Annotated in this window: 11 protein-coding genes and 1 tRNA gene; 6 read left to right on the forward strand and 6 right to left on the reverse strand. The window is 68.8% G+C overall.

Translation table 11 applies throughout. From position 1 onward, the window contains the following. Positions 1 to 535: hypothetical protein (locus ABDV68_RS13830; RefSeq protein ID WP_343520630.1), on the reverse strand; the 535-nt coding region annotated here is incomplete at its 3' end. A gap of 265 nt (positions 536 to 800) precedes the next feature. Between ABDV68_RS13830 and ABDV68_RS13835 the strand changes: the two genes are divergently transcribed. Continuing rightward, the gene (locus ABDV68_RS13835) at positions 801 to 923 is read left to right on the forward strand and encodes a hypothetical protein (protein WP_343520632.1); all 123 of its coding nucleotides are present in this window, start codon (positions 801 to 803) and stop codon (positions 921 to 923) included. A gap of 298 nt (positions 924 to 1221) precedes the next feature. On the opposite strand, the gene ABDV68_RS13840 is transcribed toward ABDV68_RS13835, so the two are convergent. Continuing rightward, positions 1222 to 1908, reverse strand: a complete 687-nt coding sequence (locus ABDV68_RS13840; protein ID WP_343520633.1) for an RlmE family RNA methyltransferase — start codon at positions 1906 to 1908, stop codon at positions 1222 to 1224. Beyond that, complete coding sequence (locus ABDV68_RS13845; protein ID WP_343520634.1) at positions 1905 to 2942, reverse strand: Ppx/GppA phosphatase family protein; 1038 nt, start codon at positions 2940 to 2942, stop codon at positions 1905 to 1907. Before ABDV68_RS13845 ends, ABDV68_RS13840 begins: the two co-directional genes overlap by 4 nt. Positions 2943 to 3132: 190 nt before the next feature. Here ABDV68_RS13845 and ABDV68_RS13850 point away from each other — a divergent pair. Continuing rightward, positions 3133 to 3206: transfer RNA gene (locus tag ABDV68_RS13850), tRNA-Gln, on the forward strand. Between the two features lie 58 nt (positions 3207 to 3264). Here ABDV68_RS13850 and ABDV68_RS13855 read toward each other — a convergent pair. Beyond that, positions 3265 to 5430, reverse strand: coding sequence for a M3 family metallopeptidase (locus ABDV68_RS13855; protein WP_343520636.1), 2166 nt, complete (start codon positions 5428 to 5430; stop codon positions 3265 to 3267). A gap of 135 nt (positions 5431 to 5565) precedes the next feature. Here ABDV68_RS13855 and ABDV68_RS13860 point away from each other — a divergent pair, with 135 nt between their 5' ends. The 4 genes from ABDV68_RS13860 (at position 5566) to ABDV68_RS13875 (ending at position 11899) form a co-directional block, all read left to right on the forward strand. Then, the gene (locus ABDV68_RS13860; RefSeq protein WP_343520638.1) at positions 5566 to 6315 is read left to right on the forward strand and encodes a protein ImuA; all 750 of its coding nucleotides are present in this window, start codon (positions 5566 to 5568) and stop codon (positions 6313 to 6315) included. Positions 6316 to 6607: 292 nt separating this feature from the next. Further along, positions 6608 to 8062, forward strand: a complete 1455-nt coding sequence (locus ABDV68_RS13865; protein WP_343520646.1) for a DNA polymerase Y family protein — start codon at positions 6608 to 6610, stop codon at positions 8060 to 8062. Next, complete coding sequence (locus ABDV68_RS13870) at positions 8059 to 11373, forward strand: error-prone DNA polymerase (protein ID WP_343520639.1); 3315 nt, start codon at positions 8059 to 8061, stop codon at positions 11371 to 11373. The genes ABDV68_RS13865 and ABDV68_RS13870 overlap by 4 nt, the downstream gene beginning before the upstream one ends. 1 nt (position 11374) lies before the next feature. Beyond that, complete coding sequence (locus ABDV68_RS13875) at positions 11375 to 11899, forward strand: 2'-5' RNA ligase family protein (protein ID WP_343520640.1); 525 nt, start codon at positions 11375 to 11377, stop codon at positions 11897 to 11899. A 3-nt stretch (positions 11900 to 11902) separates the two neighbouring features. Here ABDV68_RS13875 and ABDV68_RS13880 read toward each other — a convergent pair whose 3' ends face one another. Both ABDV68_RS13880 and ABDV68_RS13885 read right to left on the reverse strand, forming a co-directional pair. Further along, entirely contained in the window at positions 11903 to 12475 is a 573-nt protein-coding gene (locus ABDV68_RS13880) for a methylated-DNA--[protein]-cysteine S-methyltransferase (protein ID WP_343520641.1), read from the reverse strand. 36 nt (positions 12476 to 12511) lie between these two features. Beyond that, positions 12512 to 13516: a fumarylacetoacetate hydrolase family protein gene (locus ABDV68_RS13885; protein ID WP_343520643.1), complete on the reverse strand. Its 1005-nt coding sequence runs from the start codon at positions 13514 to 13516 to the stop codon at positions 12512 to 12514. Positions 13517 to 13727: the final 211 nt, after the last annotated feature.

Raw genomic sequence — 13727 nt, forward strand, 5'->3', positions numbered from 1 at the left:
CGTCGAGCACCTCGACCGGGATCTGCTCGCCCAGCCCCTCGACCGCGCAATAGGCGCCCGCCGCGATCGATTCGCGCGTCGCGGGCATGTTGGTGCCGATCAGGAAGACCTGGTCCTCCTCGATCTGCCCGCCATAGCGGCTCGGCAGCATCCCCTTCACGGTCGGCCCTCCGGCATCGACCTTGAAGCTCTGCGATCCGGTGACGGCATAGCCCGACAGGCTCTTCAGCTTCTCGTTGAGCTGGAACTCGCATACCGTCCCGCCGGGGAGCGGGGTCGCGAACTCATGGACGAAGGTCTGCTGGTCCACCCAGCGCCCCTCGCCGCCGACCGGGCAGCTGACCTTGGCCGGCGCTGCCGCGCGCGGGTCGCCCAGCGGCACCATCGGCTGGCTGAAGCGGATCGTGAAGCGCTCGATCGCACCGTCGCCCATGCCGGGGGTGGCGAGCACCACTTGCGGGCTGGCATCGCCCCAGGCGGCGAGCGGCGTGAGCGCCAGTGCCAGGACCGCCGCGGCGCGTACGAGGTGCTTCATCGGACCCTCCCCCTGCAGGACGCGGAAGCGTAACGAGACCGGCGGCCAAGTTCCAGTGTCGGCATCGCCGAAGCGCGCGCTGGCGCAGCATTTCCGAAACGCCGCTCTGCCTTTCCTGACACATGAATTTGCCAATGGGCCGCGGATGCCGGCGGCTCGGGGCAAGTCGGATGATCGGCAAGACCATGCGATCCGGTCTGCCCGTGCTCCTGCTGGCACTGGCGAGCCTGTCGATGGCTGCGGCGGCCCCTATACCTGCGAAGGCGTGGCGATCGAGGGCCGCGACCTCCATCTCGTGCCCGAGGACGGCCCCAGCCGCATGTTCCATTTCAGGCTCGACGATCGCGGCGGGCCGCCGCCCGCCTGGGCCGCGACCGCGTCCACCTGATCGACAATCATGTCCGGGGGACGGACGCGCCGAATATGCGAATCGCCAACATCGTCTACGACATGTTCCACTTTCGCGTTTCGGCGCGGTGGCGGATCGGCCCGGATTCGCCGGATGCGGTCCAGCGGCAAGCATTCGGGTCGGCGGGCAACCATCTGTCAAATCACGACAAATTCCGCCCGCTTTCCTACGCAAACCTAATTGGATATACTTGCACTTCAATTAGAACCAAGTTGACGAAAGTGGAAACATGTCGCCCGCAAATGCAACGGAAAACGGGAACCCGGCCCCGCTTGGGTCAATCGTCTGCCGGGTCGGCTGTTGCGCGTCCCTTGAACCCCTGCGCCACCACGAACCATTCGACCGATCCCTTGCGGCTCGACGGCGGCTTGGCGTGCTTCACGCTGGCGAAGTTGCGCTTCATCTGCGCGACGAACTTGCCGTCGCCGCCGCTCGCGAACACCTTGCTGACGAAGGTGCCGCCGGGCGCGAGATTCTCGATCGCGAACTGGAAGGTGGTCTCGACCAGCCCCATCGTGCGCAGCGCGTCGGTCTGCGGGTGGCCGACGGTGTTCGCCGCCATGTCCGACATGACCAGGTCGGGCGCGCCGCCCAGCGCTTCCATCAGCCGCTCGGGCGCGGCGTCGTCCATGAAGTCCATCTGGAAGATCGTGACGCCCTCGATCGGGTCGACCGGCAGCAGGTCGATGCCCACCACCGCCGCCTTGGGGCATTTGCGCCGCACCACCTGGCTCCACCCGCCCGGCGCCAGGCCGAGGTCGACGACACGCTTCGATCCCTTGAGGAAGTCGAATTTCTCGTCCAATTCCAATAGCTTATATGCCGCTCGGCTGCGATAGCCCTCGGCCTTGGCCTTCTTGACATAGGGATCGTTGAGCTGGCGCTCGAGCCAGCGCACCGATTGCGAGGTCCGCCCGCGCGATGTCTTGACCCGGGTATGCCCGCGCGTGCCGCCCCTGCTCATTGCGCGCGGCTCCCCATCAGGCGGCGCAGGATGCCCTCGCGGATGCCGCGGTCGGCGATGCCGAGCCGCTCGGCGGGCCAGATGTCCATGATCGTCTCCAGGATCGCGCAGCCCGCGACGACCAGATCGGCCCGCTCCGCGCCGATGCAGGGAATAGCCGAGCGGCCCTTCATGTCGAGCCCCGCGATGCGCTGGCTCACCGCGCGCATCGACGCGGCCGGCACGATCAGCCCGTCGACCGCCGAGCGGTCATAGGAAGGGAGCCCCAGATGCACGCTGGCGAGCGTGGTCACCGTCCCGCTGGTGCCGAGCAGCCGCGGCGTGCCCGAGACCGCGGGCAGCCGCGCGATGAACGGCGCGAACGCCTCGGCCACGCTCTCGCGCATCCGCGCATAGCCGGCGGCGCGCAGCTGCGGATCATGGTCGCCGGTGATGCCGCGCGCCTCGGTCAGCGAGACCACGCCCCAGGGCGCGCTGTGCCAGTCGAGGATGCGGGGATGCTCGCCCGCCGAATCGACCAGCACCAGCTCGGTCGAGCCGCCGCCGATGTCGAACACCAGCGCCGGGCCGTCGCCCGGTTCGAGCAGCGCGTGGCAGCCGAGCACCGCCAGCCGCGCCTCCTCCTCGGCGGTGATGATGTCGAGCACGATTCCCGTCTCGCGATAGACGCGCTGGATGAACTCGGGGCCGTTCGCCGCCTGGCGGCACGCCTCGGTCGCGACCGCGCGCGACAGTGCGACATGGCGGCGCTTGAGCTTGTCGGCGCAGATCCGCAACGCGGCGATCGTACGCTCGATCGCCGCGTCGGACAGCCGCCCGCTCGAGGCGAGCCCCTCGCCCAGCCGCACGATCCGCGAAAAGGCGTCGACCACGGTGAACCCCGACCCTTGCGGGCGGGCGATCAGCAGCCGGCAATTGTTGGTGCCCAGGTCGAGCGCGGCATAGTGCCGGGCCTCTGGCCAGCGTGCCCGCCCATGGGGCGGAGACGGATTCGGGGCCGGGCGGGCCGGTTTCGGAGCCGGCGGGCGCGGCATCCTGGCGGAGCCTTCCCCCATCGCAAACCACTCACTTATGTTCTTCCGTCACGGCCAAGCCGGCCGCCGGTGCTTGTGGAGAAAGCTAGCGCATGGCGGGGACAGGGGCAAGGCGAGCGGATCGCCGGCCCGGACAACCCCTCTTGACCCCCGCCCGGCGCCCGCCTAGATGCCCCGGCTCCAACGGCATTGCCCTGTCGTCTAATGGTAAGACTACGGACTCTGACTCCGTCAATCGTGGTTCGAATCCACGCGGGGCATCCAATTTCCACCACCGCCGAAGCGAAGACGCCGCCAGCACGAAGCCGACGGCGCCTGGAGATCACTGAGTCGGGAACCCGCGCCGCTTGAACAGCGCCTTCACGTCCGGGTCACGCCCGCGGAAGGCCTTGTAGGCCTCCTTGCGGTCGGTCTCGTTGCCCGTCGCCAGCAGGATGGTGCGGAACTTGTCGGCGGTCGCCTTGTCCCACACATTGCCGGTCTCCTCGAACGCCGCCCAGGTGTCGGCGTCCATCGTCTCCGACCACAGGTAGCTGTAATAGCCCGCCGAATAGGCGTCGGACGAGAACAGGTGATTGAACTGCGGCAGGCGGTGCCGCATCACGATCTCCCTGGGCATCTTGAGCTCGGCCAGCGTGTCGCGCTCGAAGGCGTCGGGATCGGCGACGGGTGTGTCGCGGTCGTGCAGCTTCATGTCGACGATCGCCGAGGAGAGATACTCGACCGTGTCGAAGCCCTGGTTGAAGGTCTGCGCCTTCTGGATCTTGGCCACCAGCGCCGCCGGGATCACCTCGCCGGTCTTGTAGTGCTTGGCGAAGCGGTTGAGCACGTCGGGGGTGAGCAGCCAGTTCTCGTTCACCTGGCTCGGATACTCGACGAAGTCGCGCGGCGTGCCGCCGAGACCTGGGTAATAGACATTGCTCAGCAGCGCGTGCAGCGCATGGCCGAATTCGTGGAACAGCGTCGAGGCGTCGTCGATGCTGATCAGCGTCGGCTCGCCCGCCCCGCCCTTGGTGAAATTGTTGTTGTTCGAGCCGAGCACGATGTTGTCGCCGCGCAGCCCCGAACGGCTGCGATAGGCGGTCGCCCAGGCGCCCGAGCGCTTCCCCGCCCGCGCGAAATTGTCGAGGTAGAAGACGCCGACGGTCTTGCCCTCGCGCGTCACCTCGAAGGTGCGGACATCGGGGTGGAAGACCGGAATGGCGCCGGTATTCTCCTTGAACTGCAGGTCGTAGAGCCGGCCCGCGGCATAGAACATGGCGTTGACCATGTTGTTGAGCTCGAGATACGGCTTCACCTCGCTCTCATCGAGATCGTATTTCGCCTTGCGGACCTTCTCCGCATAATAGCGATAATCCCAGCCCTCGATCGTGATCTTGGGCCCCTTGCCCGCCGCGGCCTCCGCATCGGCGAGCTTCTGCATGTCGGCGACTTCCTCGAGCACGCGGGCGCGCGCCGCCGGCCACACCGACATCATCAGCTTGGTCGCGTTGGCGGGGGTCTCCGCCATCGTGTCGTCCATCCGGTATTCGGCGTGGTTCTTGAAGCCGAGCACCTTCGCGCGCTCCTGGCGCAGCTTCAGGATCGCGGCGATCGTCGCGTTGGTGTCGTTGGCGTCGCCATTGTCGCCGCGGTTGATGTACGCCTTGTAGACCTTCTCGCGCAGGTCGCGGCGCGTCGAGTACATGAGGAACGGCTGCATCGAGGAGCGGGTGTTCTTGACCGCCCATTTGCCCGCCTGGCCGCGCGCCTTGGCCTCCTCGGCGAGGCTCGCCTTGAAGCTGTCGGGCAGGCCGGCGAGATCAGCCTCGCTCGCCAGGATGATCGCGGTCTCCTCGTCGGCCAGCACGCGCTTGCTGAACTCGGTGTAGAGCTTGGCGAGTTCGCCGTTGATGCGCTTGACCTCGGCCTTCTGCGCCTCGTCGAGCAGCGCGCCCGAGGTCACGTAATCGCGATATTCGCGCTCGAGCAGGCGCAATTGCTGCGCGTTGAGGCCGAGCGTCTGGCGCTTGTCGTAAAGCGTCTTCACGCGCGCAAACATCTTGGGGTCGAGGCTCAATTCGGTGAAGAAGGCGGAGAGCCTGGGGCTCCATTCGGCGGCGATCTTCTGCACCTCGGGCGTGGCGAGGTTGCTGGTGTAGACGCCCCAGACCGGGAAGACGCGGCTGAACGCGCCGCTGGTGCGCTCGCTCGCCTCGATCGTGTTGGCGAAGGTCGGCGACTCGGGATTGTCGCGGATCTTGACGAACTGCGCGCGCGCCTCGGCCATCGCCTTCTCGAACGCGGCGGGGAACATCGCCGGGGCGAGCTTGTCCCACTGGGGCACGCCGTCGAACGGGCCCGGCCACTTGTCGAGCATCGGCGCGGGATCAGGGGCAGGAGCGGCGGCGGCAGGCGCCGGGGCGGTCTGTTGCATGGGGGCGGCCTCCACATTGGTGGCGAACAGCGAGGTGGTGGCGAGCAGGATCGCGCCGGTGACGGGCTTCATCAAATTCCCCCGGGATAATGGTGTGATAGCCGAATGATACGCAGCCGCCGGCACTATTGGCAAGCGGTTGACTCTGCCTACCAATAGAACAAAATAGGAACGATCTATTCCGAGTCGGAGCTTGCAGGCAGGAACATGGCCGATCCCGCGGTCATCAGGCAATTGCGCGAGACGCTGAGCGCAATCGAGGGCAGCGGCTTTCGCCGCCGTCCGGTGCTGCCGTTCGGACTCGGCCGGCTCGATGCACGGCTGGCGGACGGGGGACTCAGGCTCGATGCGTTGCACGAGGTGGCGGCGGCGACGGCCGACCTCGGCGACGATGCCGCGGCGACATTGTTCACCGCGGGGATTGCGGCGCGCGCGTGGGGGCCGGTGCTGTGGGTGGTGCGGCGGCGCGACCTGTTCGCCCCCGGCCTCTACCAGTCGGGCCTCGCGCCCAAGCGCGTGCTCTATGCCGAAGCGGCGGACGATGACGAACTGCTCGCGATCATGGAGGAGGGACTGCGGCACCGCGGGCTCGGCGCGGTGGTGGGCGAAGCGCGGCGAGTCGGCATGCCCGCGACGCGGCGGCTGCAGCTCGCGGCGGAGGGCGGGCGCACCATAGCGCTGCTGATGAAGCGACATCCGCGCCAGGCGGGCGATCCGCTCGGCGCGCCCTCGGCGGCGGTGACGCGCTGGCGGGTGGCGTGCGCGCCCTCGACGCCGCTGCCGGTGGAGGGCGTGGGCCGGGCACGCTGGCAGCTCGGTCTCGCACGGCAAAAGGGAGGCGATCCTTTCGATATCCTAGTGGAGGCATGCGATGAAACGGGTCGCTGCGCTCTACCTGCCCCTCTGGCCGATCGAACGGCTGCGGCAGGCGGAGCGACGCGCCGGCGCGCGGCCTGAGCCGGCGTACGGCGCCCTTCCCCCGCCCGCCCCTCCGCTGCGCAAACCGGCTCAGCATGAGGGCCATTGGCGTCCCGGCGCGCGCTGGGCGGCGGATGAAGGTGAGATATCTCCATTATCCTCCCCCGCCAGGGGGAGGTGGCAGGCGAAGCCTGACGGAGGGGGAGGAAGCACCACGGTAATTGGTCGCCGTCCTCCCCCTCCACCGCCTGCGGCGGTCCCCCTCCCCCTGGCGGGGGAGGATAGGCACGCGCCCCTCATCACCTCGATCCGCAACGGCAGCCGGATCGAGATCGCCGCCGCCTGTCCCGCGGCCCAGGCATTGGGGCTGCGGCCCGGCATGGCGGTCACCCAGGCGCGGGCGCAGGTGCACGGGCTCGACATCCGCCCGGCCGATCCCGAGGGCGACCTCGCCGCGCTCCGCCGCCTCGCGATCCTGGCCGCACGGCGCTGGTCGCCGATCGTCGCGCTGTCGGAGGCGGACGGGCTGTTCCTCGACCTCACCGGGACGGCGCATCTGTTCGGCGGCGAGGAAGGGATGGCGCGGCATGTCGTCCGCCTGCTCGCGCGCGCCGGCTTCACCGCGCAGGTGGCGGTCGCCGACAGCCCGGGCGCCGCCTGGGCACTGGTGCGGCATGAACGCGATCGGATCACGGTCTGCCCGCCCGGCGGACAGGCAGAGGCGCTCGCCGGTCTCCCCATTGCCGCGCTACGCATCGACGAAACCGCGGTCGAGCTGCTCAAACGCCTCGGCGTCGAGCGGATCGGCCAGCTCGCCGCGATGCCGCGCGGCCCGCTCGTCCGCCGCTTCGGTGCGGCAACGGTGCTGCGCATCGACCAGGCGCTGGGCCGCATGCCCGAGCCGCTCGACCCGGTGATCCCGCCCGAAGCGATCGCCGTCTGCCAGCGCTTCGCCGAGCCGATCGCGACCCCCGAGGCGATCGAGCATTGGCTGGGCGAACTCGTCCCCCGGCTCGCCATTGCGCTCGAGGGCGAGGGGCTGGGCGTGCAAGCGCTCGAATGCATCGCCGACCGGGTGGACGGCGTGCCCCAGCGCATCCGCATCGGCCTCGCCCGCCCGAGCCGCGATCCCGCGCATCTGCTCCGCCTGCTCAAGCGTCGGATCGAGGATGTCGAACCGGGCTATGGCATCGACGCCGTCACCCTACATGTCCGCCGCGCCGCACCGCTCGGACCCGAGCCGATGGTCGAGCGGCTCGACGAGGAAGCGGCGCCAGATATCGCAACGCTGGTCGACACGCTGGCAACGCGGATCGGCCTCAGGCGGATGTGGCGGATGCGCGCGGTGGAGAGCGACGTTCCCGAACGCGCGGCGGCGCGGATGGCGGTGCTCGACCCGCCCGAACGCGGCGGCGCGCGGCCCAGGATCGACGATGTCGGGCAGCTCGACCGCAACCCGGCGCTGCATCCCTGGCACCCCGAATGGCCCAAGCCCGCGCGGCTGCTGCGCCGCCCCGAACGCCTCGACCATGTCATCGCCGAATTGCCCGACCATGCCCCGCGCCGCTTCACCTGGCGCGGCCAGCCGCACCGCGTGGTGCGCGCCGACGGGCCCGAGCGAATCCATGGCGAATGGTGGAAGCGCACCGCCGAAGCCGAGCAGGTTCGCGACTATTTCCGCGTCGAGGACGATGCAGGTCGCCGTTATTGGCTGTTCCGCCGCGGTGACGGCGAACGGAGTGCGACAGGGGACTTGAGCTGGTACCTCCACGGGGTGTTCGGATGAGCTACGCCGAGCTCCAGGTGACGACGCATTATTCGTTCCTGCGCGGCGCCTCCTCGCCCGAGGAATTGTTCCGCCAGGCGGCGCTGCTGGGCCTACCAGCGCTCGGCATCGTCGACCGCAATTCGGTGGGCGGCGTGGTGCGGTCGCTGGTCGCGGCCGAGCAGTTCGCCGCGCTCGGCGCGCCGATCCGCATGATCGCGGGATGCCGGCTCGACCTCACCGATGGCAGTTCGGTGCTGGTCTGGCCCGAGGACCGGCCGGCCTGGTCCAGGCTCACGCGCCTGCTCACGCTCGGCAAGTCGCGCGCCGACGCGCAGCGCGGCGAAAAGGGCAAGTGCTTCCTCCATTGGGAGGATCTCGCCGAAGCGGCCGAAGGACTGGTCGGGGCGCTGGTGCCCGGCATGGCCGATCCGGGAGATCCGCTGGCGCTGCGCTGGATGGCGGACGCGTTCGGCGGCCGCGGGCATGTCTGCCTGACCCAGCACCGCCGCCCCGGCGAAGCGCTGCGGCTGCACCAGCTCGACACCGCGGCCCGGCGCTTCGGCCTCACCCCGCTCGCCACCGGCGACGTGCTCTATGCCACGCCCGGCGAGCGCATGCTGCAGGACGTGGTCACCGCGATCCGCGAGAAATGCACGATCGACGAGCTGGGCTTCCGCCGCGAGCGCAGCGCCGACCGGCATCTCAAGTCGCCGCAGGAGATGGCACGCCGCTTCCGCGACCATCCCGAAGCGCTGCGGGCGTCGCTGGAGATCGCCGAGCGCTGCACCTTCTCGCTGCGCGAGCTTCAGCACCAATATCCCGAAGAACATGTCATTGCCGGACGCAGCGCGCAGGAAGCGCTCCACGCGCTCGCCTGGAACGGGCTCAAACAGAGATTCGGCGGGAAACCTTCACAGGCCCATCAGGACCTGCTGACCCATGAGCTCGGGCTGGTCGAGCAGATGGGCTACGCGCCCTATTTCCTCACCGTCAATTCGATCGTCCAGTTCGCCTTGAGCCAGCAGATCCTCTGCCAGGGGCGCGGCAGCGCGGCCAATTCGGTGATCTGCTTCGCGCTCGGCATCACCTCGATCGACCCGATCGCGCATCAATTGCTGTTCGAGCGCTTCATCTCGACCGAGCGCAAGGAGCCGCCCGATATCGACGTCGATTTCGAGCATGAACGGCGCGAGGAGGTGATCCAGTGGATCTACGAGAGCTATGGCCATGACCATGCCGCGCTGACCGCGGTGGTCAGCCGCTTTCGCTCGCGCGGGGCGCTGCGCGAGGTGGGCAAGGCGCTGGGCCTGCCCGAGGACCTGACCGCCGCGCTGTCGAGCCAGGTGTGGGGCTCATCGAACGACGTCGATGACAAGCACGCCGACTCGCTCAACCTCGACCGCGGCGACCCGCGCCTCGCGCTCACGCTCGATCTCGCACGCCAGCTGGTCGGCACGCCGCGTCACCTGTCGCAGCACCCCGGCGGCTTCGTGCTGACCCGCGACAAGCTTCACGACCTGATCCCGGTCGAGCCCGCCGCGATGGTCGATCGCCGCGTGGTCGAATGGGAGAAGCTCGACATCGAGGAACTAGGCTTCATGAAGGTCGACATCCTCGGTCTCGGCATGCTCGGCTGCATGCGCCGCGCATTCGACCTGCTCGCCGGGCACAAGGCGACGCATCTGACCCTTGCCTCGCCGCTGATGCAGGAGGACGACAAGCTCACCTTCGAGATGATCCGGAAGGCCGACACGCTCGGCGTGTTCCAGATCGAGAGCCGCGCGCAGATGTCGATGCTGCCGCGCATGAAGCCGAAGAATTTCTACGACATCGCGATCCAGGTGGCGATCGTCCGCCCCGGACCGATCCAGGGCAACATGGTCCACCCCTATCTCAAGCGGCGGCAGAATCCGGCGCTGGTCGATTACCCCTCGCCGGCGCTCAAGGGCGTGCTCGAGAAGACGCTGGGCGTGCCGCTGTTTCAGGAACAGGCGATGCAGGTCGCGATCGTCGGCGCCGGCTTCACCCCGGCCGAGGCCGACCGGCTGCGCCGCGCGATGGCGACGTTCAAGTCGAGCGGCGACATCGGCGAGTTCCGGCCCAAGCTGATCGAGGGCATGCGCGCGCGCAACATCAGCCTGGAGTTCGCCGAACGGTTGGTCGCGCAGATCGAGGGGTTCAGCAATTACGGTTTCCCCGAGAGCCACGCCGCGAGCTTCGCCAAGATCGCCTACGCCTCGTCGTGGATGAAATGCCATCACCCGGACGTGTTCTGCACGGCGCTGCTCAACGCGCAGCCGATGGGCTTCTATGCGCCCGCCCAGCTGATCCGCGACGCGCGGACGCACGGCGTGGAGGCACGCCCGGTGTGCATCAACGACAGCGACTGGGATACGCGCATGATCGCCGGGGCACCGAATGCGCGGGCGCGGCACGAAGGATTCTGCGGGACCGATGCGGATTGGGCCGGCCTCCAGCCGATCCGGCTGGGCATGCGGATCGTCCAGGGACTGGCCAAGGAGGATGGCGAGGATATCATCAAGGCCCGTATCGCCGACGGCCCCTTCACCTCGATCGAGGAGGTCTGGCGCCGTTCGGGCGTGAAGCCCGCTGCACTCGAACGGCTGGCGCGGGCGGATGCCTTCCAGTCGCTGGGGCTCAACCGCCGCCAGGCGTTGTGGGCGATCAAGGGGCTGGCGAACAAGCCGCTCGACCTGTTCGCCGCCGCCGACGCGCGCATGGGCAAGGCTAAACCGGAAAGCGTCGAGGCGCCGGTGACGCTCTTGCCGCTCTCGCAAGGGCGCGAGGTGGTGGAGGATTATCGCGCGACCCAATTGTCGTTGCGTGCGCACCCCGTGGCGTTCCTGCGCGATCGCCTCGCGACGCAGCGGATCACGCGATGCGCTGACCTCATGCAGATGAAGGACGGCCAGCGCGTCGAGGTCGCTGGCCTCATCCTCGTGCGCCAGCGCCCGGGCAGCGCCAAGGGCGTGGTGTTCGTGACGCTGGAGGACGAGACCGGCATCGCCAACGCCGTGCTGTGGGCCGACCGGTTCGAGGCCAACCGCCGCACCGTGATGGCCGCGACGATGCTCGCGGTGCGCGGGCGGGTGCAGCGCGAGGGGATCGTGATCCATGTCGTCGCCGAGCAGCTCACCGACCTCACCGACTGGCTGCGCGAGGTGGGCGACCTCGACATGCCCAACCTCACCATCCCCGGCGACGGCGCGACGCATGGCGGCACGATCGACCCGCGCGACCGGCCGCTGCCGCGCCGCAGCCTCAAGGCGCCGGACCTGATCCCGGTGCGCTCGCGGGACTTCCACTGAGATGGGCGGGCAGACGAAGCGGCAGTGGCGCAGGCCGCTCTATCTGATGATCAAGCCGCGGCTGCTCGAGCGCACCGCGATGATCCGCCTCTGCGCGGCGCTGGGCATCGAGATCAGCTACGCGCCCGAACGCTGGCACAGCACCTTGCTGCCGATCGGCGAGAGCACGGAACCGGCGATCGATGCGATTCATCGCGCGATGCAGGCATTCGACGCCGAACCCTTCCCGGTCGCCTTCGACCATATCGAGGGCGATACGCTCAAGCCCCGCAAGGGCCAGCGCGCGCCCGGATATTTCCAGCGCGCCCTCGTGGCGCGCATCGCGCGTTGCGGCGTCCCGCTACCGGACTATGCGTTCAGCCTGCACCTCAACCTGGCTTATGGCGGCAGCTCGACCCGGCGCGCCGCGATCCCGCCGATCGAATGGCCGGTCGACGAAATCCTGCTGATCGAAAGCGGGAACGGCCGCCACATCGATCACGGCCGCTGGCCGCTGATCGACCGGCAGGGCGCGTTCGCATTCTGATGCTCAGAACCCCAGCCCGAGCTGCGGCAGGTCGCGGGTGACGACGCCGTCCCTGACCTCGACCCCTTCGATCTCGAGCATGCGCGCCTTGGACAGCGAGCCGCCGGGTGCCGAGAAGCCGCCGATCCGCCCGTTCGCGGCCGTCACGCGATGGCAGGGGACGATCAGCGGCACCGGGTTGGCCGCCATTGCCTGGCCGACGTCGCGCGCGAATTCCGGCCCCGCCTCGAGCATCTTGGCGATCGCGCCATAGGTCGCCGTCTCGCCCCAGCCGAGCTGGCGCACAAAGGCATAGACGCGTTCGAAGAACGGCTCTTGCGTCCCGAGATCGACGGGCACGCTCGCGAAGTCGACGCGCTCCCCGGCAAAATAGCGCAGGGCGTCGTCAATCACGGCTTGCACAGGTTGCGGTGGCGTGGCCGGTTTCACGTCGGGCAGCCGCCGCAGGAGCGACCGCTCCACCTCCTGCGCCGTTCGCGCCGGCAGCCGGAAACTGTTGATGCCCTTCGCGTTCCAGCCGATCGCCGCGAAGCCCGCTGCGGTCTCGAACACGTGATAGCCGCTCTCGACAGTCATAGTGCCCAGATCGGAACGCCGTCGGGCATTCGCAACCTATCCCCCGACGGTCTGCTCGATCGTCCCGAAGATCGGGTGATGCCGGTCGTCCTCCGCCCAGATGCGGATGGTGTCGCCGGCCTTGAGGAACGGCGTCGCCGGCTTGCCGCCGTTGATCGTCTCGACCGTGCGCAGCTCGGCGAGGCACGAATAACCGACGCCGCCCTCGGCGATCGGCTTGCCCGGACCGCCCCCCGCATCACGGTTCGAGACGGTGCCCGAACCGATGATCGTGCCCGCGCCCAACGCGCGCGTCTTGGCGGCATGCGCGATCAACGTGCCGAAGTCGAAGGTCATGTCCTCCCCCGCCTCGGCGCGGCCGAAGGGCTGGCCGTTCAGATCCACCATCAGCTTGCGGTGGAGCTTGCCGCCCTGCCACCAGTCGCCGAGCACGTCGGGAGTCACGAACACGGGCGAGAAGGCGCTCGCCGGCTTGGACTGGAAGAAGCCGAAGCCCTTGGCGAGCTCGCCCGGAATCAGGTTGCGCAGCGACACGTCGTTGGTCAGGCCGACCAGCCGGATCGCGGCGAGCGCGTCCTCGCGGCTCGCGCCGAGCGGCACGTCGCCGGTGACGACCACCACTTCGGCCTCGAGGTCGCAGCCCCATTCCTCGTCCGCCAGCGGGATCGGGTCGCGCGGCCCGAGAAAGCCGTCGCTGCCGCCCTGATACATCAGCGGATCGTGCCAGAAGCTCTCGGGCATCTCCGCGCCGCGTGCCTGCCGCACCAGCGCGACATGGTTCACATAGGCCGAGCCGTCGGCCCATTGATAGGCGCGCGGCAGCGGCGCCGCGGCTTCGCGCTCGTGGAAACGCTCGCGCGGGATCACCTCGTGGTCGAGATCGGTGGCAAGGTTGCGCAGGTCGGGCTCGAGCCGGTCCCAATCGTCGAGCGCCGCCTGCAGCGTCGGCGCGATGTGCCCGGCATCGGCATACCAGGCGAGGTCGTTGGAGACGACGACCAGCTTGCCATCGCGGCCCTGCTTGAGGCTTGCCAGTTTCATTCGTTTCTCCTTTTTGTCTTCGCCAACCCTAGCGCAGCCGCCCGACCGCGCAACGCCCCTTGACGCGAACGCCCGTCGGGGCCATTCGCGCCCCCGCATTTCCGAAAAGCCCGGTCGCCGAGTCCTGTCGAAGGGCGGCCTTGGGTCTGCCTGGCAGGCGGAGACGTGTATCCATGGCAAATGTCGCAGTGATCGGCGCCCAATGGGGCGA

It is taken from the genome of Sphingomonas sp. (genome assembly GCF_039595165.1).
In the GTDB taxonomy this organism is placed as follows: domain Bacteria; phylum Pseudomonadota; class Alphaproteobacteria; order Sphingomonadales; family Sphingomonadaceae; genus Sphingomonas.

What these genes read in the sequence shown, in the direction of transcription:
- ABDV68_RS13845 (WP_343520634.1), bottom strand. Translation starts at nt 2,942, where the DNA reads ATGCCGCGCCCGCCGGCTCCGAAACCGGCCCGCCCGGCCCCGAATCCG.
- ABDV68_RS13840 (WP_343520633.1), bottom strand. Translation starts at nt 1,908, where the DNA reads ATGAGCAGGGGCGGCACGCGCGGGCATACCCGGGTCAAGACATCGCGC.
- ABDV68_RS13870 (WP_343520639.1), top strand. Translation starts at nt 8,059, where the DNA reads ATGAGCTACGCCGAGCTCCAGGTGACGACGCATTATTCGTTCCTGCGC.
- ABDV68_RS13885 (WP_343520643.1), bottom strand. Translation starts at nt 13,516, where the DNA reads ATGAAACTGGCAAGCCTCAAGCAGGGCCGCGATGGCAAGCTGGTCGTC.
- ABDV68_RS13860 (WP_343520638.1), top strand. Translation starts at nt 5,566, where the DNA reads ATGGCCGATCCCGCGGTCATCAGGCAATTGCGCGAGACGCTGAGCGCA.
- ABDV68_RS13855 (WP_343520636.1), bottom strand. Translation starts at nt 5,430, where the DNA reads ATGAAGCCCGTCACCGGCGCGATCCTGCTCGCCACCACCTCGCTGTTC.
- ABDV68_RS13875 (WP_343520640.1), top strand. Translation starts at nt 11,375, where the DNA reads ATGGGCGGGCAGACGAAGCGGCAGTGGCGCAGGCCGCTCTATCTGATG.
- ABDV68_RS13880 (WP_343520641.1), bottom strand. Translation starts at nt 12,475, where the DNA reads ATGACTGTCGAGAGCGGCTATCACGTGTTCGAGACCGCAGCGGGCTTC.